This window comes from Brevibacillus sp. NRS-1366 (assembly GCF_050467985.1).
Genome location: NZ_JBITPN010000022.1, coordinates 653208 through 679505 on the forward strand (window position 1 = coordinate 653208; position 26298 = coordinate 679505).

A 26298-nucleotide genomic window follows, 5' to 3' on the forward strand; every position below is an offset into this window, starting at 1 on the left:
GGAATAGAACAGATGAAATGAAACAGAACAGTTTTTAGATCAATCATTTATACTAGAGAGAAAGGGGTGAGGTCTGTATGAAACGAGTGGTTTTCTCAAACGTACAATCCGATAAGCTTTTCGAACAGGTCTATGACTATCTGCTGGAACGAATCAGACGTGGAGAGTGGAAGGCACACGAAAAGCTCCCCTCTGTTCGAACACTGGCCCTGGAATTGAATGTACATCGCCTCACTGTGTTTAAAGCGTATCAATTGCTGAAGCAAAATCAAAAAGTATATGTGAAGGATAAATCCGGTTATTATGTTCAACCCAGCAATTTGTTGCAGATGGCTTCGCAAAATGACCCTATTATTTCTGCATATGTCCATGAAAGCCACCTTTCCGAAATTCACCAAGTGCAAGCCACCTATCAATTTTCCAAAGCACTGCTCGATCCGAATCTGTTACCGAATCTTTATTTTTCGGAATACGTAAAAAACGTTTTCGACCTGTATCCAAAAGTGCTGGGTACCTATTCTACCACGCAGGGAGATCGGGAGCTGCGCGAAGCCCTGTGCGGCTATTTTTCGAATCGGTTCCATTTCCACTTGTCTCCTGATGAACTGCTGATTACATCCGGTTCCCAGGAAGCCATCGATTTGATCGCAAGAAGCCTGATCAAACCAAGAGATGTCGTATTGCTGGAGAGACCTACCTACAGCCCTGCCATCGATGTTTTTCACAGAGAAGGCGCTACGATCATTCCTATCGAAATCCATCCACACGGCTATGATCTGGAGCAGGTAGAAATGCTCATGCAACAATATAAACCGCGCCTGTTTTATCTCAATCCTACCTTTCAGAATCCAACGGGGTACACAGTTCCAGTTGACCAGCGCAAACGCTTGGTTGAACTGGCTGAAAAGTATCAGTGTCTGCTGATAGAAGATGACCCGTACCGTGATATTTATTTTGGCAAAGAGCCTCCCCTGCCGCTTTTTTCTTATGACACCGCAGGATGTGTCATCTATCTTCGCAGCTTCAGCAAATACATCGCACCTGGTCTTGGCATTGCCACTGTGGCTTGCCGCCCATCTCTCATGAAGTATCTCATAAAAGCGAAATCATTATCTGATAGTGGAGCGCCGTTATTGAATCAAAAAATCTTTTTGCACTATTTCTTTTCTGAACGGTTGCAGCAGCATTTGGTGAAGCTTCGCACGGCGCTGGCAGTACGCAAGGAAATCATGGAGGAAGAATTGTCTGTCACCGGCTGGAAATGGTCCAGTCCGACAGGAGGCTTTAATTTGTGGGTCAATCTGCCTGAGTCGACACCGATGGATCGTCTTCTCGCCAAGTGCCTGGAGCATTCCATTACCTTTGTTCCCGGTTCTATCTGTGATCCTCGCAGGGAGCTACACACATGGATACGGGTGAGCTATTCTTATATGAATGAACAACAATTACGAGATGGTTTGAAGCAGCTTGTCACCTTGTCTCGCTCATTGGATTTAGAAGAGGTTTAGTCCTCGGGAAAATGGAAAAAAACCAGTCCAACACATCGTTTCCGTTTGTCTTGGGCTGGTTATGTTCTGTGCAGGGATCGTCTACTTGTTGGTATGATACTAACCGACTTGGATCGTTACCCCTTCAAACAACAGGACTCTGGCAGGAGCAGCATCTGTCCCGACCAGCTTTAGAGGAGCGGCCACCATGAAATACTCTCCTTGTGGCACTTCTTGCAACCGCAGTCCCTCCATGACAATTACATTTCCTGCAAACAATATTTTATGTGTAGGATGGTCTTCCTGATTTCTCTCGATGCCTAGTGCATCAGTTCCTACTCCCCGGACTCCGATCTCGGCGAGGTACTGAGCTCCATCACTAGCCAAAAACACGAACGTAAAGGAAAACGCCTCTTCGAACGAATTCTTCGTTTTCAACAAGACAAAATCATCCTGCGCAATGTCCAAGCACTCCAGCTCAGCCCGCGTGATGCGATCCTTTACGTGGGTAAGATCCAGTACCTTGCACGTTCCGACCAGCTTGTCTACTGGAATGGCTTCCATCGTTTCACCACCCGTCACCATGTGCAGAGGGGCATCGACATGTGTACCCGTATGAACATCCAATTCGATTCTGGATTCTGTGACATAGCCATTGGTGACGGATTTGAAGATGGGCTGTTTTTCCGGCTTATTTTTGTAAACGGTCATTCCTTCAAAAATAGCTCCGGTTACATCGTACATTTTCATCCCAAATCGCATCTCACGCTCTCCCCTTTACGCCTATTCGTTTTTCTCGACGGCATGCCCTCCGAATTCGTTGCGCAATGCAGCGACCACTTTGCCTGTGAAAGTATCTGTTTCAAGTGAGCGATACCGCATTAGAAGCGACATAGCGATAACGGGAGTCGCGACCTGTAAGTCCAATGCCGTCTCGACTGTCCATTTCCCCTCTCCAGAAGAATGCATGACGCCTTTGATCCCATCCAGATTGGCGTCCTTGGAAAAGGCCCGCTCCGTCAGCTCCATCAGCCAGGAACGAATAACTGAGCCATGGTTCCACACTCTCGCCACTTTTTCATAATCGTATTCAAACTCGCTTTTATCCAGCACTTCAAAGCCTTCTCCGATGGCGGCCATCATGCCGTATTCAATTCCGTTGTGAACCATTTTCAGGAAATGGCCACTGCCTGCCCTGCCTGCGTACAAATACCCACTCTCTGTCGCCGTATCCCGAAAAATCGGTTCTACCAGCTCCCATGCATCAGGGTCTCCTCCTACCATATAGCAAGCTCCATGACGTGCTCCTTCCATTCCGCCAGAAGTCCCCGCGTCCATGAATCGAATTCCGTACTCTTTTAGCTGTTTGTATCGGCGGATCGACTCTTTGTAGTGGGAATTCCCTGCTTCGATGACAATATCTCCCTCGGCGAGCAATGGCGTAAGCTCTTGCAATACAGGATCAACAACCTTATGGGGAACCATGATCCAGAGAACTCTGGGCATATCCAGTGCCTGAACGAGCGCAGAGAGACTGGCTGCTCCGATCGCTCCATAGGTGCACAGCTCCTCCACAGCCTGGGCGTTGACATCGAAGGCAACAACCGATTGATTGTGTTCAAGCAGATTTCTCCCCAAATTCAAGCCCATTTTGCCTAAGCCGATTAATCCAATCCCCATCCAATTTTTGCCTCCCTTTATTGAAGCTATGAGAGAACCCCCTGCGGCTCACGTTCCTCTACTTCATCCAGCCACCACGAAAATCCCTCTTCTTGCAATAACTGTGCTGCCGCCTGCGGACCATATGAACCCGCCACGTACGAATGAAGCGGAACGAGATTTTCAGCAAATGCCTCCAGGATAGGAGTAACCCACTTCCACGACAGCTGTACTTCTTTCCAGTGAGCAAAATACGTAGCATCACCACGCATTGCGTCAAACAGCAAGAGCTCATACGCTTCCGGAACATTTTTCGTACCTGCCGAAAAGTCTACGGTAACAGGCTCAAGCTTGCCGCTGTGAGAGGGATTTTTGCGATTTACTTGCAAGGCAATCCCTTCCTTGGGGTTGATACTGATGATTAACAAATTGGGTGCTGTTGTCTCATTTTGCTCCCGATACATCTCTTCTAGCGGATTTTTAAATTCGATTACGATCTTGGTTGATTTTTCTTTCAGCCGTTTCCCCGTTCGTATATAAAAGGGGACTTGCGACCAAAAGGGGTCATCAATCCATACGCGAAGAGCGATAAACGTGTCCGTCATCGAAGCAGCTTCAACCCCGGGCTCGTCCTTGTAGCCGACTACACGCTCCTGGTGAATTTCGCCGGCTCGATACTGCCCGCGAATTACGTGTTTAATTACATCTTCTTTTTGCAAAGGACGCACCGCTTCCATCACTTTTCGCTTTTCCCGGCGAATCTCCTTTGCGGTTATACGATTCGGGAGATGCATAGCGACCATCATCAGCATTTGCAGCATATGATTTTGCACCATGTCCCGCAGCGTTCCTGCATGATCGAAGTACCCGGCCCGCTCTTCAACTCCAACCGTCTCTATTGCTGTGATTTGCACGTTGGCAATATATTGGTTGTTCCAGATTGCCTGGAACACAGGATTGGCGAATTCCAATGCTTCGAGATTGCGCACCATCGGCTTTCCCAGGTAGTGATCAATGCGATAGATTTCTTCTTCGGAAAAGGAAGTGAGAAGCTTGTTGTTCAACGCTTCGGCGGATTGTAGATCTCGGCCAAACGGTTTTTCGATAAGCAGGCGTTTCCAGCCTATCGTTGTGCCAAGTCCGCTTGCCTTGATATTCGTCGCAATCGCCCCGAAAAGTTCGGGAGCAACTGATAGGTAAAACAAGCGGTTTTGTGGAATTTGTAATTCTTTCTCGCGCTGCAAAACCGTATCAAGTAAAGGCATGTACGCTTCTTTATTGGTAACGTCAACTGCCATATAACGCAATGTTGACAAAAAAGATTTCAATTGCGCAGGGTTGATTTCACTGCGTCGTGAGAAACCTCGAATGGATTGGTCTACGCTGGTAAGAAAATCAGTATGTGACCACCCTCTTCTGCCAACCCCGACAATCGAGAAGGAGGCTGGCATTTTTTTATCCAGATACAGGTTAAACAGGGCAGGGAATATTTTCCGCTTCGCCAAATCTCCTGTGGCACCAAACAGTATAAAGGTCATTGCTTCCATCTGTGTTCTCCCTCTTCGTGACATACGCCGACTAAGACACACTCAATTTCTTTACCTCCAGTCTACCTTCATTCTTTGATTTAATCCTTACTTTTTTTCAACTGCTTTCAGAGGCCGTATCACTATTTTTGCAGGAAAGGGAACACTTGCAGGCGTAAAAAAAGAAAAAGCAAGGAGCCTGTAATGCCCCTTGCTTTTTTCCTTTCAGAAGATCACTTATAGCGTTTGAGCCGAGAGATTTCTCGTGTTTGATTCCAATAAGCGATGAGAATAACTCGTGACTTCTTCGTCATGCTAGATACGAGAGACTGGAGCAGAGAACGAGGCCATTTCATCATTTTCTCGCCTTGGCATTTACCCATCTGCGAGCTTTTCCTTAATATATCACCTCTGCAAGATTTTCCTCTACTCTTTGCGCATGGGACGTCTGGGGGATTTCATATACATATACGAACCACCCTTTTTATCCAGTAAACCCAAAACACCATTCTGCTTTTCCAAGGAGGTTTTTATGAAACTGAAATTGAGGCTGCGCCCCCCGGAGCTGATCGACACCGTACCCAAGGCAACCATGAGGCCAAAATGGAATCACGGTACGGATTACCCCGTGGATATTGATTTGTTTTTGGAGAAATGGTTGTTTCGAATGCGAAGGTAGTCGATTTGCCCATTAGGGAGGAGGACTCTATGCGAGTCGCAATTGTAGGCGTTGGTGGAGTCGGACAAGTAAGTGCATGCGAACTCATAAAATCCCATTACGTAACCAAGTTGGTTCTTGCAGATATTTCGATCGGTCCAGCCGAGGAGCTCGCTGCAGAGCTTCGGCGGGAAACAGATGTGGAAATTCAAGTAAAACGTGTGGATGCCCGTGATGTTTCGAGTGTGCAGGCCATTTTGGACGACATTGATCTCTTGCTCCATATTGGTTTGCCTGAAAATAATTTTGAAGTGATGAAAGCCTGCTTAAATACAAGGACCCATTATATTGATACGGCCTCATCAGGTCCACAATGGCTCCGAGAACAACTGGCTTGGAACGATCAGTTCCGCGCTGCAGGCATTCTCGGGATCATGGGACTTGGATGTGATCCTGGTTTTTCCAATATTGCCGCTCGCTACGCTGTCGATCAGTTAGACGAGGTCGATTCGATTCTCATTCGAGATGGCGATAATTCTGTCGTCGACTATGACGGCTTTTGCTCTTATTTCAGCCCGCAGACAGCGATCCAGGAGTGTCTGGCCAAACCCAACTATTGGACAGAAGCCAAAGGAGAACAGTACTTTCCTACTCCTTTTGCCAACAAGGAAGAATTTGAATTCCCCGAACCGATTGGCTGGCTAGACTGCTACAACGTGGAGCACGAAGAGGCCACCACCTTGGGCGAGACGATTGGTCGTGCCAAAGGATGCAAATACGTGGATTTCAAATACGCGCTTCATCCCGACTTTGTCAACACACTAAAAGTGTTGCGCTATTTGGGTCTGGACAGCGACGAGGAGATCGAGGTCAAAGGAGTGCGTGTTGCCCCTCGCGATGTAGTCGTTACTTCCATGCCAAAGCCGGTTGATTTGGCTGGCAAAATTCACGGATACTCCAGCGTGGGCGCACTCGTCAAAGGCAAGAAGGATAACAAACGAAAAGAAGTTTACGTCTACACGATCGCGAATCATGACGAGGTTTTTTATAAAACCGAATTCCAAGCTACGATTTGGCAAACAGGAATCCCGCCAGTTGTTGCCGTGGACATGATCGCGGAGGGGCTTTTGACTATCACAGGCTGCATACCTCCAGAGTTGATCGATCCCATCCCATTTTTGGCAAAACTCAAGGCTCGTGGCATGGCCTGGGATGTCATCGAAAAGACCTCCCCGCTATTGCAATTCTCGTAGGGCGTAAGTTTAGATAAAAAGAAAAACCGTTCCAGCCAGATCGGCATTGAACGGTTTTTCGATGTTATATGAACAGGCGTCCGCTGCCTTTTTATTTATTTCCGGAATATTCATTTTCGGCTATGATATCAATATCACCCTGACTTAGAGAAATTACGTACGCCATACAAAATGGAAAATCAGTTCGGTATTACTCAGAATTCATATCTGCCGCCACCCATCAGGAAGGAGATTTACTCATGGAACATCAACAAGTCACTCGTCTGAATGAGCATATTTTGTATCTTCCAGCGAACCATGAAACCGATCGGCCTATTCTTGCTGCCATATCGGGGTCAAATCGAACGTTGCTTTTGGACGCCGGCAACTCTTTTGCCCATGCTTCCCTCTTTCTGAAAGAATTGTCTGCCTACGACCTTCCACGCATGGAAATGGTGGCCCTTACTCATTGGCATTGGGATCATATTTTTGGATTGGCTGGGATGAATTTGCCTTCTATTTCTCACGTCTTAACTAAACATGAGATGGAGAAGCTAGCCGACTTGGAATGGACAGATGCCGCACTCGATCAGCGTGTTCAGGATGGAACCGAAATTTCCTTTTGTGCTGAAATGATAAAGAAAGAGTTCCCAGGGAGCTTGCGAAATGGTATCTCCATCACGCTGCCTACTCTGGTATTTGAAGATAAATTGGAGATAGATTTGGGGAATGTCACCTGCATTCTGCAGCACGTAGGCGGTGATCACGCTCATGACTCGACAGTGTTGTACGTCAACGAGGCCAAAACCCTCTTTTTGGGCGATTGTCTGGCACCAGATATATACGCAAGACAACGGAACTATTCCCCTGACGCTTTTTTAGCGCTTTTGGAAAAGATCGATGGATTTGATGCCGACACCTATGTAGAATCCCATGGAGTCCCCATGCCGAAAAGCCAGTTTCAACAAGAAATGAATGAAATGAAGCTGATGGCTCAGGCTGTCACCTTGCATCGTGGCGATCGCGATACGATACTGGCCGAATTATCAGGCTCATGGAATCGCCAGTGGAGCCCAACCGATGATGTGCTGCTAGGCTATTTCTTGAATGGGTATGACAGGACTGACTGAATCAACGCAAAATGAAGACCGTTCCTGCCAGATCGGCAAGAACGGTTTTTCGATGGTTTTATGAACATGGGAGAAAGGAAATTAACGACGAAGAACAGCGCGTACTGGGCTTCCATCCGATTCAACCAGCGCCAAAGGCAGTGCGATCAGTTCGTAATCCCCTGGTTCTACATGATCAAGCATAAGCCCTTCTAAAATGTGAATATCGTGCTTATGTAACCCATGGTGCGCAGGCAATTCTTTGCTGTCCAGCGGATCGACAGAGGGTACATCCACCCCAATCAAACGAACGCCTTTTTCTGCGAGAAAGGGAGCAAGATCTGGGCGGAGATAGCAAATGGCGTCCGGGAACTGTTCCTGATCCCTCCACGAGGAAGTGCGTAACAACAGGCGTTTGATCCCTGTAAGATCAATATCTGCCAAATCATCTGCACCAATGCTGTCCCTGTCAGATACATCAATCATTCTGGCTGTCCCCACGTACAGGTCGAGATCCAGCGCCATCATTTTTCGTCCTTCGTCGTCAAAATGAAAAGGTGCGTCCACGTGTGTTCCTGTATGGATACTCATCGACAGCCTTCCTACATTCACTGACCCACTCTCTGATTTCGGCCAGCTTACTTCATATTGAAACGGCGTATCTCCGGGCCAGGTCGGTACGCCTTGCTTCAGCGGACGGGAAATATCATATAGTGTCATACTTCCTCCTTTATTTCTAACATCACACTATTTTCATTATTTCCAGAATATTTATTTTCGACTATGATGTCAATATCACCGAAGAAACAGAAGGATAAATAGGCACTAGCAACTAATCATTTACGAAGTGAAAGAAAAAGATTGGAGCGTATGAAATTGCGTGTCATCACCTGGAAATTCTTATGGAGCTTACATCATTGGTGTTGAGAGATCAACTGGGAGAAAACGAAAGAAAGGCGTGCCTGAACGGTTTTCCGCTCACACGCCTTTTGATTCATCATCAATCCAGTTCTACATCTTTCGTTTCAGGTACCATCGTGAGCATAACCAGCAAGCCAATTGGATAAATCATGAAAGTTTAGTTCTTCCCATAAGAATTCTCATACTTTTCAAGCTTTTTACGTTACCTAAGCTTATATGGTTACCCTGGAATCACCCTTCGAGCAAATAGGAAATGTTGATACCAGTATTCCCCTTCTTTTTCGTCCTTGTGGATATTACTGATGACTACCCCAATACCTGGTTCATACGTATGGAGTATTTTTCCATCCCCCATATAAATGCCCACATGTCGAACTTTATTTAAGCCTACCTCGTTGGGGAAATCTTCATCGGAGAAGTACATAATATCGCCCTTGCGTAAATTCATAAATGGTATTTCTTTTCCCTCTACTGCTTGCTCCCTGGCATTATAACCCAGGTTAATGCCGTGTTTTGCATAAAGAAATTGAACGTAGGATGAACAATCGAAAGCTTTGTCACTGAACCTTTCTGTTCCGTAAACATAAGGTGTTCCTAGATATTGCAATCCTTCTGCAACGATAGCATCAGCTGTTTTTTTCCACGCAGGTGTGTCTACGCCAGTAGTGGTATAGGATTTCACCTGGTCTGTATTCCTATTGGATTTTACCTGATCGGGAGCTGGAACATTGGGCATAGATTGATTTGTACAGCCACTCAAAAACAAAATGACGATAAGTATCATTGGATAGCGCGATTTTTTCATCCTAACCCCCTCCTGCGTGTAGTCTGTGTCCGCCAGGGGTTATCTATTCGTCTTTACGGTTATTTTACTGTACAGGAATCTTGCCACGAACATAAGCCGTGACCCTAGTCTTTTTACTTAACATCCCTTCCATCTTCCCATCATGATGGTGTTATAGTAGTTTCCATCGGAAAGAAGCTTGTCCTTCTTTAAGATCCCTTCGATTTCAAAGCCTAGCTTTTTATACAGCTTTATCGCCTTATCATTCGTTTCCAGTACACTTAATGTCATTTTTTTAATGCCGCTGGAGTCAGCCCACGCCACAGACTCTTGCAATAGATTTTTCCCAATGCCATATCCCCAAAAATCTTTTAATACGCATACGCCAAATTCCACTTTATGCGAGAGCCTTTTCAATTGGACTCCTTCGCATCTTGAAAATCCTACAATCCGATCAAGCGCGACGGCAACTAGAAATATGTTTCTTGGACTGTCAGTGTCTGTTTTGATTAATTGCTCAAATCCCGGGATATCGATGAACGCTTCCCCTTTTTCTCTGTCCATATTTTCGGTCTCTCCATCAATCTGCATTCTTAATGCAGACAACTCTTTTGCATCTTTTTCATTTGCAGATCGAATCGTATAGGTCAGCCCATTTACATGAAATTGTTGATCGTCGATTAGCATGATATCCCCCATCTCAAAACATCGTAAAGGCGTGCCTGAACGTTTTCCGCTCGCACGCCTTTTGATTCATCATCAATCCAGTTCTACATCTTTCGTTTCAGGCACCATCGTCAGCATGACCAACAGCCCAATCGGATAGATTAGGAACACCAGAGACATGGCTCCCATAATATTGCCACCCACGCTGAGCATTCCGATAATCGCTGGCCCAAAGCCTGCTAGCCCGCGGCCTGTCCCAAAAATAAAGTTTTCCGCAGTGGAACGGGCCTCGGCAGGATAATTTTCCGCGAGAACAGCTCCAAAACCGCCCATCATACCGTTCACGAAGAAGCCTAGCATTGCGCTTCCCCACAAGAGCAGACTCTCATCTTTAAATACAAAGAAGTAAAGGATGCAAGCGACAGTGCCTCCGATATAGTAAATCGCAAACGTCTTCTTGCGCCCGATTTTATCGGCCAGTATTCCAAAAATCATAATTCCGATCAGCATGCCGATCGTGGAAATCAGCATCCATCCACTCGCTTTTGCCAAGGTATAGCCGTATTTCTGTGCCAACACGGTCGGCATCCAGGAAAAGATTCCGTAGTAACCGAAGTTCTGGATAAAGGACATAATGATGAGGCCGATCGTCGCAATCGTCAACTTTTTCGTTGCAAACAGCCTGCGAAGCGGAAAACTGGTCATCTGCTTCAATGCAATCTCTTCCTCAGCAGTGATCGTTCCCTCTGAAGCCTTTTTCTGCAGGTGTTTCTTATAATCGTTTTTGCTTTTCCAGATCTCTGGTTCTTTCAAGCCAAAGCGCGCGTAGGCCGCAAGCAATGCAGGCAAGAGCCCGAACAAAAAGACTGCGCGCCATCCGAATGTCGGAACGATTAATGCAGGCAATACCGAGGCCGCAAGTACACCTAGCTGCCATCCAAGTGCCACACCCGACGTAGCTTTGGCGCGTTGCTTTTTGGACCACGTCTCGGTCACCACTGCCATCCCGATCCCGAACTCACCACCTACTCCCAATCCTACAAGAAAACGAAGGATGAGAAGGTGCGAATAATCAGTCGCAAAGTACATAAGCGCCGTTGCAACGGAAAAAAGCAAGATCGTTAAAGAAAAAATACGGACGCGCCCATAGAGGTCGGCGAGAAAACCGAACAGATAAGAACCTACCAGAATACCAATCGTCGTTACAAGCGTCAGATTACCCGCTTCTGTAGGAGTAAGCCCAAATTCATTAATAATAAAAACTAATACGAATGCCAATAAGAGCATATCCAGGCCTTCTGCGGCATACCCGAGAATGGACCCTACAAGTGTTTTGATCTGCGTCGATTTACTTTCTTCTAGATGAGTTGGTTTTTCCACAAAAAGTACTCTCCTTACCGAATTTGTTCCATCGAACGATTGATTTGGCAAAAAAAGAGTGGAACCGATTTACCATCGTTTCCAACTCCTTTTTGCCATGCAGGAATGCTTCCATCCTTCACGCGGATAGCGTCATCGCTGCAACACTGTATCATCTTGCGTTTTTATTCAAAGAAAGTTCGCGGTGATTTGCGCCATTCTCCCAAAACAGTCTCCTGCTCGGACGTGATAACTCCCTGTTCGGTTGCCGCCTCAAGAAGTGCCGTATAGTTGGAGATCGTCGTGCAAGGTACTCCTGCTTCGGCAAACAAAGCTTCTGCATCAGGAAACTGATAGCTGAAAATCGCAACTACGCCAAGAACTTCTCCACCCTCTGCTTGAACGGCTTGCGCTGCCTTGAGGGAGCTGCCACCTGTCGAAATCAGGTCTTCGATCACCACTACTTTTTGACCGGGAGTCAAAGCGCCCTCGATCTGATTTTGGCGGCCATGTCCTTTTGCCTTGTCACGTACATAGATCATTGGCAGATCGAGCATCTCCGCCACCCACGCAGCGTGAGGAATTCCTGCGGTCGCAGTACCAGCTACCACTTCTGCCTGTGGGTAACGCTCACGGATGATCTCGGCAAAAGCTTTAGCGATCTCGCGACGAACCTGCGGGTGAGACATCGTGATCCGGTTATCGCAATAAATAGGTGATTTGATCCCGGACGTCCAGGTAAACGGTTGATCTGGGCGCAGATGAACTGCTCCGATCGAAAGCAAACTTCCCGCGACATCTTTGGCTATTGTCTTTGTCATCTTGTTTCTTTCCCTCCAGGTAGTAAGTTATTGCTGGTTGGCTTCTACCGCTTGGACAATGCCTTGCCAAGTAGCTGCCGGATCTTTCGAATTCGTAATGGCTCGACCTATAACGAGATAATCGCTTCCCAGTCGGAATGCCTGCTCTGGTGTCGTAATGCGTGTCTGGTCTCCCTGATCTGCTCCGATCGGACGGATGCCAGGTGTTACCGTAATGAACGAGTCACCTGCTGCCTTTTTGATCATCGGAACCTCCAAAGGAGAAGCAACTACCCCATCTAATCCAGCCTGCTTGGTCATCATCGCATAATGAACAACAGCATCCTCGACGGAGCCTGGAATCTTCAGTTCTTGGTTCATCGTCTGCAAACTAGTAGAGGTAAGCATAGTGACCCCGATCAGGATGGGACGAGCAGCTCCTGCTATCGTCCCTTGCTCCAGGCCTTCTCGCGCCGCTTCCATCATCGCAACACCACCGGCAGCATGAACGTTTACCATGTCCGCACCTAGGCGAGCAAGACTTCGCATCGCGCCTTTCGCAGTATTCGGGATGTCGTGTACCTTGAGGTCAAGAAATACCTTGAGTCCTTTTTCCTTCAAATACGAAACGATAGCGGGCCCTTCTGCATAGGCAAGCTCCATGCCCACCTTCACATAACGGATATGCCCTTCTAACGGCTCCAGGCAATGCTTGATCTCTTCCAGCGTGGAAAAGTCGAGCGCAACGATCATGCGCTCACGAATATCTAATGCTAGTGGTTGCACACTACTCTCCTCTTTTCTATTTCAATTTCACCGCTGCGGGTTTGTTGCCTAGATCGTGACAGCTACCTTGGCGCCTGCTTGTTGGGCTGGCATCGCTTCTGTCGAGAAGGTGATCGTTTCCAAGACGTGCAGCAATGCTGATGCTGTATCGAGGGAGGTCAGGCAAACTGCACCATTCTCAACCGCTTCACGGCGAATTCTAAATCCGTCACGCTGCGGAGTTTTGCCTTTGGTCAAGGTGTTCAACACGATGTTGGCTTCACCTGTATGAATCATATCCAAGAGGTTAGGAGTGCCCTCCGACAGTTTGTTTACTCGTGTTACCGGCAGGCCAGCCTGTTCCAGATAATCTGCCGTTCCTGAGGTTGCCAGCAGTTTAAAGCCCAGATGACGGAATCGTTTCACGATGTCCAATGCTTCTTCCTTATCCTTGTCAGCTACCGTCACGAGGAGTGTGCCTTGTGTCGGGATATTCATGCCAGCCGCAACCAGACCTTTATACAGAGCTTTTGCCAGCGTGCTCTCGCGTCCCATGACCTCACCCGTAGATTTCATCTCAGGACCGAGGGTAATATCTACGCGGCGCAGCTTCGCAAAGGAGAATACCGGTACTTTAACCGATACCATTTTCTCTTCCGGATGATAGCCTGGCGTGAAGCCCTGCTCTACGATCGAGTGACCGAGAATCGCCTTGGTCGCAATGTTCGCCATCGGGATTCCTGTTACTTTGGAGAGGAATGGCACTGTGCGCGACGAACGAGGGTTTACCTCGATGACATACGGACGATCTTTGTAGATTACGAACTGGATATTGAGCAAGCCTTTGATTTGCAGTGCGCGCGCCAGCTTGGTTGTCATGTCGACCAGCTCATCTTTGATGGCTTGCGACAGAGATTGTGGCGGATATACCGCAATCGAGTCTCCCGAGTGAACACCTGCGCGCTCGATATGCTCCATGATGCCTGGGATCAGGACGTTTTCGCCGTCGCAGATCGCGTCGACCTCAGCCTCTACCCCGACCATGTAGCGGTCGACGAGAACCGGATGATCCGGGTTGACCTTCACCGCTTTTTCCATGTACTCCAAGAGTTCAGGCTGATTGTAGACAATCTCCATCGCACGTCCACCCAGTACATAGGACGGTCGTACCAATACCGGGAAGCCCAGTCCTTCTGCTGCTACAACTGCTTGTTCTACAGAAGTGACGGTTTTGCCAGGTGGTTGTGCGATGTTCAGCTCACGCAAGAGCGCTTCGAACTTCTCTCGATTTTCCGCTGCGTCAATGTTTTCCAAGCTCGTACCTAAAATTTTGATTCCGCGAGCAGCCAGCTTGTCAGCCAGATTGATCGCTGTTTGACCGCCGAATTGAACGATGACACCCTCTGGTTTCTCAGCATCCAGAATGTTCATCACGTCCTCGATGTAAAGCGGTTCAAAGTAGAGGCGATCAGAAGTATTGAAGTCGGTAGAAACCGTTTCTGGGTTGTTGTTAACGATGACTGCCTCATAACCAGCTTCTCTCAGAGCCCATACAGCGTGTACGGTCGCATAGTCAAATTCGATCCCTTGACCAATCCGGATCGGACCGGAACCCAGTACGACAACACGTTTTTTACCTGTCTCGATCCGCTCGTCCTCTACTTCATAGCTGGAGTAGTAGTACGGAGTCTGTGCTTCGAACTCAGCAGCGCACGTGTCTACCATTTTGTAAACCGGGACAAATCCGTTTTCTTGACGCAGCTTGCGAACGGCTTCCTCTGTTTGACCGGAAAGCTCCGCGATTTTTCTATCGGTAAAGCCCATACGCTTGGCCTCGAACAGCTTTTCAGTAGTCAAGCCTTGTGCCAGCTCGGCTTCAAAGGCAATCATTTTATGGAATTTATGCAGGAAGAACAGGTCGATCTTGGTCAGCTCATGCAGTTCTGCGGTCGTCCAACCACGGCGCAGCGCTTCTGCCAAAAGGAACAATCGCTCGTCGTCAGCTTGCACCAGACGGGCTTTCAGTTCTTCTGCAGGGATATCGGACGCGCCACTGATTTCGATGTGGTAGCTGCCGATTTCGAGCGAACGGATCGCCTTCATGATGGATTCTTCGAAAGTACGACCAATCGCCATTACTTCGCCAGTCGCTTTCATCTGTGTACCCAGCTTGCGGTTGGCGGATTGGAATTTATCGAACGGCCAGCGAGGAATCTTGCTCACAATGTAGTCCAGTGTTGGCTCAAAGCACGCGTATGTTTGACCTGTAACCGGGTTTTTCAGCTCATCCAGTGTATAGCCAATGGCAATTTTAGCAGCCATTTTTGCAATCGGATAGCCGGTTGCTTTGGAAGCAAGCGCCGAGGAACGGCTCACACGCGGGTTTACCTCAATCACATAGTATTGGAAGCTGTGCGGGTCTAGTGCGTACTGTACGTTGCAACCGCCCTCGATGCCCAGCGCACGAATAATGTTCAGTGCGGAAGAACGCAGCATTTGGTACTCGCGATCTGCGAGTGTTTGGCTCGGTGCCACTACAATGGAATCCCCTGTGTGGACACCAACTGGATCGATGTTTTCCATGTTGCAAACTACGATGCAGTTGTCATTCGCGTCACGCATGACTTCGTATTCGATTTCCTTCATACCCGCAATGCTCTTTTCGATCAGGCACTGCGTGATTGGAGAGTACTTCAATCCGCTTGCTACGATTTCGCGCAGGCCCTCTTCATCATCACAAATTCCGCCGCCTGTTCCTCCCAGCGTGTATGCCGGACGCACGATAATCGGGTATCCAATCTCGCTTGCAAAATCTACAGCTTCTTCTATCGTGCTGACGATGACTGATTCCGGAACCGGCTCGCCAAGCTCATTCATCAAGGCACGGAACAGCTCGCGGTCTTCGGCTTGCTTGATCGATTCCAGCTTGGTACCGAGCAGCTTTACATTCTCCTGCGCAAGCACGCCGGCTTCTGCAAGCGCTACAGCCATGTTCAAGCCAGTTTGTCCACCGAGGGTCGGCAAAAGGCCATCCGGCTTTTCCTTGCGAATCACACGCGCTACAAATTCAGGGGTGATGGGCTCAATGTAAACTTTGTCTGCCATGTTGGTATCGGTCATGATTGTTGCCGGATTGGAGTTGATCAGGACAACTTCCATCCCCTCTTCTCTTAGCGCCTCGCATGCTTGCGTACCTGCGTAGTCAAATTCTGCAGCTTGCCCAATGACAATAGGACCGGAACCGATCACGAGGATCTTTTTTAAGTTAGCGTGTTTTGGCATGATTTTTTTCCTCCTTAGCGGTATCCATCATTGCAAGAAACTGATCAAACAAGTAGCCGGAGTCATAGGGGCCTGGAGCCGCTTCCGGGTGATATTGGACGGAAAAGGCCTTCTTCTGGGCGTTTCGCAGTCCTTCGATTGTTCCGTCATTTAGTGCAGTATGGGTAATTTCCAGCTCTGTTCCTGCCAGCGATTCTTCTTTTACCGCATAGCTGTGGTTTTGAGAGGTAATGTACGTTCTGCCTGTTGGCAGCTCTTTTACCGGATGGTTGCCTCCTCGGTGTCCGAACTTCAATTTAATCGAATCAGCACCCGATGCCAGTGCGAACAATTGATGACCGAGGCAAATTCCGAACAGTGGGTATTCCCCCAAAATGCCGCGAATCATCTCTACTGCTACTGGTACATCTTTTGGATCTCCAGGGCCGTTTGACAAGAGAATGCCATCTGGCTGGATGCGGCGAATCTCTTCTGCTGTTACATTGTACGGAACCACAACCACATCGCAGTTGCGCTTGGTCAGCTCGCGCAAAATCCCGTGCTTGGAGCCGAAGTCTACCAGCGCAACACGATGCCCTGTGCCTGGGCAGCTAAACACGCTTTTCGTGGAGACGCGCGATACTTGATCAGTCATAAGCTGTGTGCCGGCAAGTGCTGCAACCAAATCTGAGAGCGGGGCTTCACTGGTTGTAATCATGCCTTTCATCGTTCCATGGTAACGGATTTTTCTCGTCAGCATCCGTGTATCAATTCCTGCGATTCCAGGGATGTCGTATGTTTTCAAAAGTTCATCCAAAGTGTTAGTGTTGCGCCAGTTGCTTGGCATATCACAGTGTTCGCGAACGACAAAGCCGTGGATGTATGGGCGTACTGCTTCAAAGTCATCCCGATTAATTCCATAATTCCCGATCAGCGGGTATGTCATGGTAACAATCTGTCCGCAGTATGACGGGTCTGACAATACCTCCTGGTATCCTGTCAGCCCTGTATTGAAAACGACTTCCCCATAGGATTCCTTCGTCGCTCCAAATGCTGTACCGATAAACTCTGTTCCGTCTTCCAAGATCAATCTAGCACGCATCTCATTTCCTCCTTCTGTGTCGGGTAAGACGCCATCACCTTACCCGTTTGCCAGCCAATCACTTACACTGTTCTCTTTTTCTTACGCTTCTTGATGTACGATCTTGCCATCTACCAAGGTCAGGATCGGCCAGCCTTTGCACGCCCAGCCTGTGAATGGCGTATTTGTTCCTTTGCTTGCAAAGGTTGTAGGATCAATCGTTTTTTCTGTTTCCAAATCAATGACAGTCAAATCGGCAGGCGCTCCTACTTCGAGACGGCCAAAAGGCAATCCAAAAGCGGCAGCAGGCTTCACAGTCAGTAGTTCTACCAGCGTTTTCAGCGTCAACTCACCGGTTTGTACCAGATGAGTATAGAGCAGTGGAAAGGCTGTTTCCAATCCGACGATGCCAAACGGTGCGCGATTGATTCCATTTGCTTTTTCTTCTGCCGTATGCGGTGCATGGTCTGTCGCGATCATGTCGATCGTACCGTCTTTCAGCCCTGTAATCAGCGCTGCGCGATCCTCACGGGAACGAAGCGGCGGATTCATTTTCCAGTTTGTATCCAGACTTTCTGGAATATCCTCATCACACAAGAGCAAGTGGTGCGGTGTCACCTCGCAGGTTACATTGACGCCTGCGCGCTTCCCGTCACGAACCAGGCGAACGGATTCTTTCGCACTGATGTGGCATACATGGTAGTGAACGCCTGTTTGTTCAGCCAGCAAAATGTCGCGTCCTACGTGGATAGATTCGGACTCGGACGGGATGCCTGGCAGTCCGTGCCGTGCAGCCACTACCCCATCATGCAGAGCAGCGCCTGGAATGAGCAGGTCTTCATCCTCGCAGTGAGCAACGATGGAAATTCCCAGTTCAGCAGCAGCTTTCATCGCTGTTTTCATCATGCCGGTAGATTGTACGCCTACCCCGTCATCAGTCAGAGCGAAAATTCCTGCTTCCTTCAAGCCCGCAAAGTCGGTCAGTTCTTTACCCAATTGGCGGATGGTAATCGCGCCGTAAGGGATCACACGTGCCATGCCTGCCTCGCGTGCTTTTTCCAAAATGTACTTCACAGTCTCGACGCTATCGATGGAAGGGCGGGTATTTGGCATGCAAGAGATGGTGGTAAAGCCTCCACGTACGGCTGCCTTTGCTCCTGTTTCGATCGTTTCTTTATGTTCAAAGCCCGGCTCGCGCAAATGAACGTGCACATCGATCAGGCCAGCGCTGACCATGCCGCCTTTGCAATCAACCCACTCATGTCCATCACGTGTGATCGCCTCACCGATGGCTTTGATCTGTCCGTTTTCAACTAATATTTCTACCGGGATAAGCTCCCCCGCTTGATTTAGTATGTTGCCGTTGCCAAGGATGGTTCCCATGTCAATTCGCTCCCTTTCAACAAAGTTTCTAGTACAGCCATTCGTGCCGCTACTCCATTTGTTACTTGTCTTTGAATCAGCGATGTTTCACATTCTACCAGATCGGTATGGATTTCTACTCCCCGATTCACTGGAGCAGGGTGCATGATCACTGAGCCTGGCTTCATCATTTTTGCTCTCTCCAGTGTCAGCCCGTGTGCCTGGTGATATTCTTCCTTGGAAATGTAGAGCGATTCAGCGTGACGCTCCAGTTGGACGCGAAGCATCATGACCACGTCTGCTGTCTGGATCGCTTCCTCCATCCCGACTACCTTTACTCCATCCGGAATATGAGCCGGCATCATGCTCACCGGTCCAGAGAGCATGAGATTCACACCCAGTTTAGGCAATGCGTGCAGATGAGAGCCGAGCACGCGGCTGTGGCGCAGATCACCGATGATCGCAACAGTGAGTCCAGCAAGCTTGCCGAACTGCCTTTTCATGGTCAACAGGTCCAAGAGGCATTGGGTTGGATGTTCATTGGTTCCGTCGCCTGCGTTAATGAGCCGCATGTCGACCGTTTCTGCCAGCTCTTGCAAGAGACCTTCTTTTTTGGTTCGGATGACGGCTGCCTCTACACCCATTGCTTCCAAGGTGCGGATGGTGTCATATACCGTCTCCCCTTTTACTGCGGAGGAGGTTTCAGGTATGAAGTTTAACACGTGGGCGCCCAACCTCTTTTGCGCTACTTCAAAAGAAAAGCGGGTTCTGGTGCTTGCTTCAAAGAACAGATTGGCTACAAAGCGTCCGCGTAAAACTTCGGCTTGCTCTGCAGGTCTACTCGCCCAGTAATCAGCGCGATCCAGTAATTGGATAATCTGTTCTTTGGTCAAATCTTTCAAGCCAATCAGGTGCGCCATGTTGTTCATCGTGAATCCCTCCGTTTTGTCTGATTTATCGAAAGAAAAAGCTTCTTGGCATCGCTTTGCCGGGAAGAGGCGAGCGAGACAAGAAGCTGTGTGGCTACCTCATTTGGGCAGCGTTAACCAGCGTTCTATGCCTTGCCAGCCTCTCTGGACTGGATTTAAAGGAATGGGAACGTATCAGACTGTTTTACGTTGCTTCTTCGCGGTTTGCTTCTCCCATCGCCGATTCCTTGCCTGGCAGAATAACGTGCAGAATGATCCCCAGGAAGGTCGAGAAGGCGATATTGTCGATTGTCAAATCATTCAGGAAACCCAAACCTACGAAGCTGATCTTGTATCCGCCGATACCTGTAACCAGAATCGCTGCGGCGACAATCATGTTGCGTTTATTGGCAAAGTCAACTTTGTTCTCCACATACATCCGCAAACCTTGAGCAGCGATAATTCCAAACAGGATGATAGAGACACCACCCAAAACTGGGGTCGGAATGCTCATCAGCAGTGTGCTGATTTTACCGATGAAGGCGAACAAGATGGCCATGACAGCTGCCAGTGCGATAACCACCCGGCTGTAAACTCGTGTGATCGCCAGGACACCGATGTTTTCTCCGTACGTCGTTGCCGGAGGTCCGCCGATAATGGCTGCCAAAGATGTGGCAATTCCATCTCCAAGCAGGCTGCGGTGCAGACCAGGACTTTTCATCAGGTCACGTTCCATGACCTTGCTGGTCACAAGCAGGTGACCCAAGTGCTCAGCGAGTGTGACAAATGCTACCGGAGCGATAACCAATGCAGCAATCCAAGCAGTTGGCTGCATAATGACTTCTGCGACCGCCCCGAACTTGAAGTGAGTCGTAAACATATCGGAAAAGCTGACAATCCAGGGAGCATCAGCCACCTTTTGAAAGTCAATCAGTCCCGGGTGGCGCAAAAGCGTGTATACATAACCTGCGATAATCCCGATCAGGATCGGAATAAGTCCTAAGAATCCACGGAGCATGACTGCAGCTATAATCGTAACCAGCATCGTAACAAGGGAGATTTCAATTGAGGTAAGCGACAGCACCATCTGTTCCCCTACCTTTACTTTCGTTGCCATGTCTACGGCTACACCAGCGAGGCTAAGTCCGATCACGACGATGACCGATGCGATCACGACTGGAGGCAGTACTTTGTCGAGCCATTTGACCCCTGCCTTTTTCACAATCCCTGCAACGATGATGTACACGATCCCGGAGAGAAAACATCCGAGTAGGGCCGTACCTACACCATGTGAGGCTGTGACGGCGATGATCGGACCGATAAAGGCGAAGGACGAACCGAGGTAGTTCGGAATTCTTCCTTTTGTGATCCACAGGAACAAGAGTGTTCCGATCCCGCTCGTAAAAAGCGCGGTTGCTACATCGAGGCCGGTTAAGATCGGTACGAGAACCGTCGAGCCAAACATCGCAAACAAGTGTTGAATGCTAAGCGGCAGCAATTTCGATATATGCGGTGTTTCGTCTACGTCTACAAAGTTTTTTTGGCTCATAGCTCTATGCTCCCCCCGTGTTTCTTTTTTCTTCCCTTTGGCTACCCATCCCGTTGTCGGTACGTTTTTTCGCAACAAAAAACCTCTTTGCGAGGGCACAAAGAGGCTAGCTTCTCCGTTCAAACGGGAAGTTTTCCTGCCTCTTGCCGACCTCACGGGATCGTTATTAAAGAGGAATCATTCCATTTTTACAGAAGCTGGCGGATAGACACGATGTCCATCACATCTACTTCATCCAGTTGCACATCTACAATTTCCGTACGTGCTGTCGGAACATTCTTCCCTACAAAATCAGGGCGAATCGGGAGTTCACGATGTCCACGATCGACGAGTACAGCCAATTGGATCATACGAGGACGTCCGTTGTCGATCAATGCATCTAATGCCGCCCGCACTGTACGCCCAGTGTAGAGTACGTCGTCTACCAGAATCACCGTTTTTCCAGTGATTTGTGATGGCAGATGTGAGCCTTGCAGTACGGCATCCTCTGACTTGTGCTGCAGATCATCGCGATAGAAGGTAATGTCCAGTTCACCGACTGGCACCTTTACATTCTCAATCATTTCGATCCGTTCAACCAAGCGTTGCGCCAAATAAATGCCTCTGGTCTTAATCCCGACGATGATACAATCTTCGACACCTTTGTTGCGCTCAATAATTTCGTGGGCAATCCGAGTAAGCGCGCGGCGAATAGCCGCTTCATCCATGATGACACTTTTGTTGATCATCTGCTTTTCCCTCCTCGACGGGAACAGTGGACTGAAGAAAAAAGGCCTCTTGTCAGGAGACAAGAAGCCAGTGGACATGATAGCTTGTATGAGGGTGCCCCCCTGCTTTCCGCTATCGTGTCACTTCCGTGCCCTTGCCAGCCTCACTGGACTGGATTTAAAGGTTCCATTCGTCATGTAGAATTATGTCACGGAACCGGACGGGTGTCAATGGAATCCGAAGAAATCTAACTATTCCAATACACACGAATCCACTGGGGCAAGTAATTGGCGTAATAACCGATGTCACCTGTGATGCCTTTGACAAGCTCAGTTTCACTTCCATCCTTCATCAGAAACAGAGTTCCTCGTTCGGCCGCTTCCATGCGCACGAATAACAGCTGCTTGCCATTTTTTGAAGGAGTCGGGTAGTAATCAGCTGTCTGATCCGTCCCTTGCGTAACCTGTTTTTGCTCGCCATTGGAATCCCTCTTCCAAATACGTTGGCCTGGCACCATCACTTTTTTCGGATCATAGGCGTAAGGCGTTCCCTTACCGCGAGAAAAGTAGAGCGTATCTGTTTCTTTATCAGTCCAAACCGGGAGCGTGTCCACCTGATCTTGCTGGCCGGCAGATGCTACCTTGCCTTCACGATCCGCTATCTTCAAATGCTTGTTAGTCGTAGCGATGCGGTCAGATCCATCAATGAAAGCGAGCTGCTTATAATCCCTGGACCACGCCAGCCATTCCGGGTAAGCCAAGCCCGTGCCCAGTTCTTTTGGCATTCGGTTTGGCTGCGTCAGACTAAAGAGCTGAATAGGCACGCCGTCCGCAGACAAAGAACCGGAATTGTACCGAACAAAAAAGGCAACGAGCTGTCCATCGGGTGAAACCTGCAATCCTTTCGGAGCCCACGGATAAACCCCTTCTTCTATATTTGGCGGCTTGGCCACCGGATAAGTAGCCAATGTTTTCCCTCCAAGATTGCGAAGGACCAGTGTCATAGCTCGGTCCTTTTCGGCTGCAGTGGATACGAGGAGTTTTTCCCCATCAGGCATCCAGGTAAAGTCGACAAAATCGGCCTTTGTTGTACTTTGCGAAGCCAGCTCTCCATTATCCAAGATAGCTTTGTTGACAAATCGTGTGTCTGGCTGCTCATTGCTTCCGATGTTAACGGTATAAGCGAACTTGTTTGCAACAGGCGACCATTTTGGCTTTTCCATGATCGGTCTGTCATCAACTTGAATGAGTCCGCTCCCGTCTGCTCGGACTGCCCACAGATAGCCTGGGGTCGAGTAATTATCATTTCCTTTGTAGTGCAGATAGAGAAGCCATTTGCCATCCGTGGACCAATCGACGATCTCAGAAAGCCCGCTTGTCGTGATTTGTTTAGGAGTCGCATTCTTGTTTTGTCCATCAAGTAAAAAAAGGTGTCGGTTACTGGTAAACGCGATTTGCGCAGACACCGCAACATCCTGATTCACTCGTTCTGGCACAGCCGTACTTTCGGCAGCAAGTACTTGGCTGCTGCCTGCAAATAGCATGGCCGCAACACCTGCTGCGCACGCTAGTCTGCTCCAAATTTTTTGCATCAAGATTCCCCTCCCTTTTCCACATAATTAGAAAACCTCTATCGAGGCCTATTCCAGGATGAGCGACCGCGTTTTCGCGGAAGGTTATTCTTGCTGAATCAGGGAGTAGGCACGAGATGCTTATCCTTTCTGATTCAGTAAAAAAACGCCAGGAAGAAAGCAATCTGCCCTCCACTAGCGTTTTCCATTCAAGAATTGTTTATGTAAGCATTACATCATGGTAGGCTGCAACAGCAAAAAGCGATTCCCGTAAAGATCCTCGAAAATGACCTCGATTCCGTACATGACTTCATGCGGCTCGCTAATGAATGTTACTCCGCGTTGTCGAAATGATTCATAGGTGCCTTGAAAATCATCGGTCTCCCATACCCACATCGGGTTTTTGCCGACCTGTTTCAGCATTTCCTGTGCTACTTCCTCGCGATGCCAGTGCGTCGGATCATGCAAAACGATCTCTACCTCCTGACTTGGCAAGCCAATCGTGAGCCAGCGGGAGCCATCATCCATTTTGGTGTCCATCCGTTTTTCAAAACCCAGCTTCTCCGTATAAAACTGGAGGGCTTCCTCACAATCACGAACGTACAGCGTCACATGAGCCAACCTCTTCAGCATTTACGATTCCTCCTGCTTTATGATTGTCGCAAGAATTGAATGACGTCGACCAATTCTTTAGGGAGTGGTGCTTCAAACTCCAGGCGCTCCCCCGTACGAGGATGGGTAAAGCCTAATGTTTTGGCATGGAGAGCCTGTCCATCAAGCTCCAGCGTATTTTTCGGACCGTACTTGGGATCACCTGCGAGCGGATAATCGATGTATTTCATATGCACCCGGATTTGATGTGTCCGCCCTGTCTCCAGCTTTAGCTCTACCAGAGTATGCTCTTTAAAACGATCCAGAACGATAAAATGAGTGACCGCCGGCTTGCTGTTTTCAAATACAACGGCCATTTGCTGTCTGTTTTTTGGGTCACGACCGATTGGAGCATCAATCGTTCCCATTTCATGGGGAATCACTCCATGAACAATCGCCACGTACTTGCGATCGACGGAATGCTCTTTTAATTGTGCGGCGAGTCCCACATGCGCCTTATCGTTTTTGGCAACCATCAACAAACCGGATGTATCTTTATCGATTCGATGCACGATACCTGGGCGCAGGACACCGTTTATGCCGGATAAGTCCTTGCAATGGGCGAGCAAACCATTCACCAGCGTTCCGCTGTAATGTCCAGGCGCAGGGTGAACAACCAGACCGCGTGGCTTGTTGACGACTACAACATCGCTGTCTTCATATACGATCTCAAGCGGCATTGGCTCCGGCTTGATCGTCATCTCTTTTGGCGGTGGTACGCGCAGTGTCACTTCGTCGTCAGCCTGCAGCTTGTAATTGTTTTTGATAGGTTCGCCGTTGACGGTTACTCGTCCTTCTTTAATCCAAGTCTGTACTTGGGAACGGGACCAGTCTTCATTTTGCAGGGTGATGTATTTGTCGATCCGCTCACTTACATCGGAAGGCTCTACATTCCAATCATAACGTTCGAATAATTGCGTGTCGTTCATGTTTGTCTCCTCATCTGGTTACTATCAAACCATTTGTTACTTAGTATCATCGAAAAATAACCGTATCATTACCGGCCGCTTTTTTTGCCATCCAAGAGTACGTCAAGCAGCAAAAGGGCTACACCAATCGTAATGGCCATATCCGCCACGTTGAAAATCGGAAAATGGATCAGGGTGAAATCGAGGAAATCGACAACCTGACCAGTCGTAGCGCGATCAATGAAATTCCCAACTGCTCCGCCCAGAACCAGCGAGAGTGCGAGGGAAGAGCGCGGTTGTTTTTTTCCGATACGAATCAGAGAAAACACAATTCCGACAACTACTGCAATCGTAATGATGATGAACAGCCAGCGTTGGTTTTGCAAAATACCGAAGGCTGCGCCCATGTTGCGGTGCGAGGTAAGATGAAATACATCGGCGATCAACGGGACCGATTCCCCACGCTCCATATACTTCAATACGAGATGCTTGGTCCACTGATCAAGCGCAATAATGACTGCAGCAATGAGATAATACAACAATGGAATGTCCTCCTTCATGTAACTCAACCAGCCATGCAACCACTTTTGTCAAATGTTCATTTTACCAGAGTAGGGTTACAGGAACAAGCGCCTGGCTTTTTTATACAAACGGTACCCTTTGCGCACGCCGTCTAATGCCCAGAGGGGAATTTTCCAGCCGCGATCCTTCAAAAACGGTAAGTATACCTTGTAATACGCTTTTCGCAAATCCCGCCACTTACTGTCAGGAATGTTTTTGTAGTAGTCTGATACATCAATCAGGTATCCACGTCCCTGATTCATCAGTACATTTTTCCCGTGAACATCATGCGGAAACAGACCCTTTTCTCGCGCTTCCTCCAATGCCTCTTCCACATCCTCGATCACTTGAGGGGGTATCGGGATCCCGAAGCGGGCACAATCAAATAAAGAGATGCCGTTCATGCGCTTGATCACCAGGTAGCCCTCGCCTGAATCGTAGCAAATCGGAAACGAGCGGGACTCTCCGAGCTTTCGATATACCTCGATTTCCTGCTCCCATCCCGGTCGCCCTGGCGCATACAGCTTGATCACGACTGGGGGGTAATCCGGATGAGCGAAAACCGCTGCATAATTGCCGGTGCCAACCAATTCCCACGGATAGGGCGTATGGAGCACAACAACTGGATCATCTGGTGACTGGCTTTCTACCTTTACTTCTCGTAAAAAAGACTGCAATACTTGTTGGTCAATACACATAGGCCCTCATCTCTCATTGGCTACCGACTTCTATACACTGATTCTAGCAAAATGTTTTTTTATTAAAAACCCCTA

At 48.5% G+C, this 26298-nt stretch carries 24 protein-coding genes; 4 read left to right on the forward strand and 20 right to left on the reverse strand.

What is annotated here, in order from left to right; translation table 11 throughout:
- The first annotated feature begins 77 nt into the window (after nt 1–77).
- Nucleotides 78–1508 (forward strand): PLP-dependent aminotransferase family protein, encoded by a 1431-nt coding sequence (locus ACIFQN_RS19945; RefSeq protein ID WP_429834759.1) that lies wholly within the window; start codon nt 78–80, stop codon nt 1506–1508.
- Nucleotides 1509–1607: 99 nt separating this feature from the next.
- Here ACIFQN_RS19945 and ACIFQN_RS19950 read toward each other — a convergent pair whose 3' ends face one another.
- From ACIFQN_RS19950 to zwf, 3 genes are read right to left on the reverse strand one after another with little or no spacing between them, the layout of a single operon-like run.
- A complete protein-coding gene (locus ACIFQN_RS19950; RefSeq protein ID WP_429834925.1) occupies nt 1608–2237 on the reverse strand; it encodes a cyclase family protein in 630 nt (209 codons plus the stop codon).
- Between the two features lie 33 nt (nt 2238–2270).
- Complete coding sequence (gnd, locus tag ACIFQN_RS19955; RefSeq protein ID WP_429834760.1) at nt 2271–3167, reverse strand: phosphogluconate dehydrogenase (NAD(+)-dependent, decarboxylating); 897 nt, start codon at nt 3165–3167, stop codon at nt 2271–2273.
- A gap of 26 nt (nt 3168–3193) precedes the next feature.
- The gene (zwf, locus tag ACIFQN_RS19960) at nt 3194–4693 is read right to left on the reverse strand and encodes a glucose-6-phosphate dehydrogenase (protein ID WP_429834761.1); all 1500 of its coding nucleotides are present in this window, start codon (nt 4691–4693) and stop codon (nt 3194–3196) included.
- Nucleotides 4694–5204: 511 nt separating this feature from the next.
- On the opposite strand from zwf, the gene ACIFQN_RS19965 reads away from it, so the two are divergent.
- The 3 genes from ACIFQN_RS19965 (at nt 5205) to ACIFQN_RS19975 (ending at nt 7692) form a co-directional block, all read left to right on the forward strand.
- A complete protein-coding gene (locus ACIFQN_RS19965) occupies nt 5205–5351 on the forward strand; it encodes a hypothetical protein (protein ID WP_429834762.1) in 147 nt (48 codons plus the stop codon).
- Between the two features lie 29 nt (nt 5352–5380).
- Nucleotides 5381–6583, forward strand: a complete 1203-nt coding sequence (locus ACIFQN_RS19970) for a saccharopine dehydrogenase family protein (RefSeq protein ID WP_429834763.1) — start codon at nt 5381–5383, stop codon at nt 6581–6583.
- 239 nt (nt 6584–6822) lie between these two features.
- Nucleotides 6823–7692: an MBL fold metallo-hydrolase gene (locus tag ACIFQN_RS19975; RefSeq protein ID WP_429834764.1), complete on the forward strand. Its 870-nt coding sequence runs from the start codon at nt 6823–6825 to the stop codon at nt 7690–7692.
- Nucleotides 7693–7773: 81 nt separating this feature from the next.
- On the opposite strand, the gene kynB is transcribed toward ACIFQN_RS19975, so the two are convergent.
- The 17 genes from kynB to ACIFQN_RS20060 form a co-directional block, all read right to left on the reverse strand.
- Nucleotides 7774–8391, reverse strand: a complete 618-nt coding sequence (kynB, locus tag ACIFQN_RS19980) for an arylformamidase (RefSeq protein ID WP_429834765.1) — start codon at nt 8389–8391, stop codon at nt 7774–7776.
- 421 nt (nt 8392–8812) lie between these two features.
- Nucleotides 8813–9397 carry an NlpC/P60 family protein gene (locus ACIFQN_RS19985; protein ID WP_429834766.1) on the reverse strand — a complete coding sequence of 195 codons (585 nt, stop codon included), beginning with the start codon at nt 9395–9397 and terminating at the stop codon, nt 8813–8815.
- A gap of 117 nt (nt 9398–9514) precedes the next feature.
- The gene (locus tag ACIFQN_RS19990; protein WP_429834767.1) at nt 9515–10063 is read right to left on the reverse strand and encodes an N-acetyltransferase family protein; all 549 of its coding nucleotides are present in this window, start codon (nt 10061–10063) and stop codon (nt 9515–9517) included.
- Nucleotides 10064–10135: 72 nt separating this feature from the next.
- A complete protein-coding gene (locus tag ACIFQN_RS19995; RefSeq protein ID WP_429834768.1) occupies nt 10136–11422 on the reverse strand; it encodes an MFS transporter in 1287 nt (428 codons plus the stop codon).
- A 164-nt stretch (nt 11423–11586) separates the two neighbouring features.
- Nucleotides 11587–12222, reverse strand: a complete 636-nt coding sequence (gene pyrE, locus ACIFQN_RS20000) for an orotate phosphoribosyltransferase (RefSeq protein ID WP_429834769.1) — start codon at nt 12220–12222, stop codon at nt 11587–11589.
- A gap of 27 nt (nt 12223–12249) precedes the next feature.
- Nucleotides 12250–12954: an orotidine-5'-phosphate decarboxylase gene (gene pyrF / locus ACIFQN_RS20005; RefSeq protein ID WP_429834926.1), complete on the reverse strand. Its 705-nt coding sequence runs from the start codon at nt 12952–12954 to the stop codon at nt 12250–12252.
- An 81-nt stretch (nt 12955–13035) separates the two neighbouring features.
- The gene (carB, locus tag ACIFQN_RS20010) at nt 13036–16248 is read right to left on the reverse strand and encodes a carbamoyl-phosphate synthase large subunit (RefSeq protein ID WP_429834770.1); all 3213 of its coding nucleotides are present in this window, start codon (nt 16246–16248) and stop codon (nt 13036–13038) included.
- Nucleotides 16232–17329: a carbamoyl phosphate synthase small subunit gene (locus ACIFQN_RS20015; RefSeq protein WP_429834771.1), complete on the reverse strand. Its 1098-nt coding sequence runs from the start codon at nt 17327–17329 to the stop codon at nt 16232–16234. The genes carB and ACIFQN_RS20015 overlap by 17 nt, the downstream gene beginning before the upstream one ends.
- A gap of 81 nt (nt 17330–17410) precedes the next feature.
- The gene (locus tag ACIFQN_RS20020) at nt 17411–18691 is read right to left on the reverse strand and encodes a dihydroorotase (RefSeq protein ID WP_429834772.1); all 1281 of its coding nucleotides are present in this window, start codon (nt 18689–18691) and stop codon (nt 17411–17413) included.
- Nucleotides 18658–19599: an aspartate carbamoyltransferase catalytic subunit gene (locus tag ACIFQN_RS20025; RefSeq protein WP_429834773.1), complete on the reverse strand. Its 942-nt coding sequence runs from the start codon at nt 19597–19599 to the stop codon at nt 18658–18660. Before ACIFQN_RS20025 ends, ACIFQN_RS20020 begins: the two co-directional genes overlap by 34 nt.
- 184 nt (nt 19600–19783) lie before the next feature.
- Nucleotides 19784–21127 (reverse strand): solute carrier family 23 protein, encoded by a 1344-nt coding sequence (locus ACIFQN_RS20030; RefSeq protein WP_429834774.1) that lies wholly within the window; start codon nt 21125–21127, stop codon nt 19784–19786.
- Nucleotides 21128–21315: 188 nt separating this feature from the next.
- Nucleotides 21316–21855, reverse strand: a complete 540-nt coding sequence (gene pyrR / locus ACIFQN_RS20035) for a bifunctional pyr operon transcriptional regulator/uracil phosphoribosyltransferase PyrR (protein ID WP_429834775.1) — start codon at nt 21853–21855, stop codon at nt 21316–21318.
- 227 nt (nt 21856–22082) lie between these two features.
- Nucleotides 22083–23426 carry a hypothetical protein gene (locus tag ACIFQN_RS20040; protein ID WP_429834776.1) on the reverse strand — a complete coding sequence of 448 codons (1344 nt, stop codon included), beginning with the start codon at nt 23424–23426 and terminating at the stop codon, nt 22083–22085.
- Nucleotides 23427–23636: 210 nt separating this feature from the next.
- Nucleotides 23637–24038 (reverse strand): VOC family protein, encoded by a 402-nt coding sequence (locus ACIFQN_RS20045; protein WP_429834777.1) that lies wholly within the window; start codon nt 24036–24038, stop codon nt 23637–23639.
- Nucleotides 24039–24055: 17 nt separating this feature from the next.
- On the reverse strand, nt 24056–24985 hold the full coding sequence (locus ACIFQN_RS20050; protein ID WP_429834778.1) for an RluA family pseudouridine synthase: 930 nt from the start codon (nt 24983–24985) through the stop codon (nt 24056–24058).
- A gap of 68 nt (nt 24986–25053) precedes the next feature.
- Entirely contained in the window at nt 25054–25506 is a 453-nt protein-coding gene (gene lspA / locus ACIFQN_RS20055) for a signal peptidase II (RefSeq protein WP_429834779.1), read from the reverse strand.
- 75 nt (nt 25507–25581) lie between these two features.
- Nucleotides 25582–26223, reverse strand: coding sequence for a serine/threonine protein kinase (locus tag ACIFQN_RS20060; protein ID WP_429834780.1), 642 nt, complete (start codon nt 26221–26223; stop codon nt 25582–25584).
- Nucleotides 26224–26298: the final 75 nt, after the last annotated feature.

What these genes read in the sequence shown, in the direction of transcription:
- ACIFQN_RS19945 (WP_429834759.1), top strand. Translation starts at nt 78, where the DNA reads ATGAAACGAGTGGTTTTCTCAAACGTACAATCCGATAAGCTTTTCGAA.
- ACIFQN_RS19950 (WP_429834925.1), bottom strand. Translation starts at nt 2,237, where the DNA reads ATGAAAATGTACGATGTAACCGGAGCTATTTTTGAAGGAATGACCGTT.
- gnd (WP_429834760.1), bottom strand. Translation starts at nt 3,167, where the DNA reads ATGGGGATTGGATTAATCGGCTTAGGCAAAATGGGCTTGAATTTGGGG.
- zwf (WP_429834761.1), bottom strand. Translation starts at nt 4,693, where the DNA reads ATGGAAGCAATGACCTTTATACTGTTTGGTGCCACAGGAGATTTGGCG.
- ACIFQN_RS19965 (WP_429834762.1), top strand. Translation starts at nt 5,205, where the DNA reads ATGAAACTGAAATTGAGGCTGCGCCCCCCGGAGCTGATCGACACCGTA.
- ACIFQN_RS19970 (WP_429834763.1), top strand. Translation starts at nt 5,381, where the DNA reads ATGCGAGTCGCAATTGTAGGCGTTGGTGGAGTCGGACAAGTAAGTGCA.
- ACIFQN_RS19975 (WP_429834764.1), top strand. Translation starts at nt 6,823, where the DNA reads ATGGAACATCAACAAGTCACTCGTCTGAATGAGCATATTTTGTATCTT.
- kynB (WP_429834765.1), bottom strand. Translation starts at nt 8,391, where the DNA reads ATGACACTATATGATATTTCCCGTCCGCTGAAGCAAGGCGTACCGACC.
- ACIFQN_RS19985 (WP_429834766.1), bottom strand. Translation starts at nt 9,397, where the DNA reads ATGAAAAAATCGCGCTATCCAATGATACTTATCGTCATTTTGTTTTTG.
- ACIFQN_RS19990 (WP_429834767.1), bottom strand. Translation starts at nt 10,063, where the DNA reads ATGCTAATCGACGATCAACAATTTCATGTAAATGGGCTGACCTATACG.
- pyrE (WP_429834769.1), bottom strand. Translation starts at nt 12,222, where the DNA reads ATGACAAAGACAATAGCCAAAGATGTCGCGGGAAGTTTGCTTTCGATC.
- pyrF (WP_429834926.1), bottom strand. Translation starts at nt 12,954, where the DNA reads ATGATCGTTGCGCTCGACTTTTCCACGCTGGAAGAGATCAAGCATTGC.
- carB (WP_429834770.1), bottom strand. Translation starts at nt 16,248, where the DNA reads ATGCCAAAACACGCTAACTTAAAAAAGATCCTCGTGATCGGTTCCGGT.
- ACIFQN_RS20015 (WP_429834771.1), bottom strand. Translation starts at nt 17,329, where the DNA reads ATGCGTGCTAGATTGATCTTGGAAGACGGAACAGAGTTTATCGGTACA.
- ACIFQN_RS20020 (WP_429834772.1), bottom strand. Translation starts at nt 18,691, where the DNA reads ATGGGAACCATCCTTGGCAACGGCAACATACTAAATCAAGCGGGGGAG.
- ACIFQN_RS20025 (WP_429834773.1), bottom strand. Translation starts at nt 19,599, where the DNA reads ATGAACAACATGGCGCACCTGATTGGCTTGAAAGATTTGACCAAAGAA.
- ACIFQN_RS20030 (WP_429834774.1), bottom strand. Translation starts at nt 21,127, where the DNA reads ATGAGCCAAAAAAACTTTGTAGACGTAGACGAAACACCGCATATATCG.
- pyrR (WP_429834775.1), bottom strand. Translation starts at nt 21,855, where the DNA reads ATGATCAACAAAAGTGTCATCATGGATGAAGCGGCTATTCGCCGCGCG.
- ACIFQN_RS20040 (WP_429834776.1), bottom strand. Translation starts at nt 23,426, where the DNA reads ATGCAAAAAATTTGGAGCAGACTAGCGTGCGCAGCAGGTGTTGCGGCC.
- ACIFQN_RS20045 (WP_429834777.1), bottom strand. Translation starts at nt 24,038, where the DNA reads ATGCTGAAGAGGTTGGCTCATGTGACGCTGTACGTTCGTGATTGTGAG.
- ACIFQN_RS20050 (WP_429834778.1), bottom strand. Translation starts at nt 24,985, where the DNA reads ATGAACGACACGCAATTATTCGAACGTTATGATTGGAATGTAGAGCCT.
- ACIFQN_RS20060 (WP_429834780.1), bottom strand. Translation starts at nt 26,223, where the DNA reads ATGTGTATTGACCAACAAGTATTGCAGTCTTTTTTACGAGAAGTAAAG.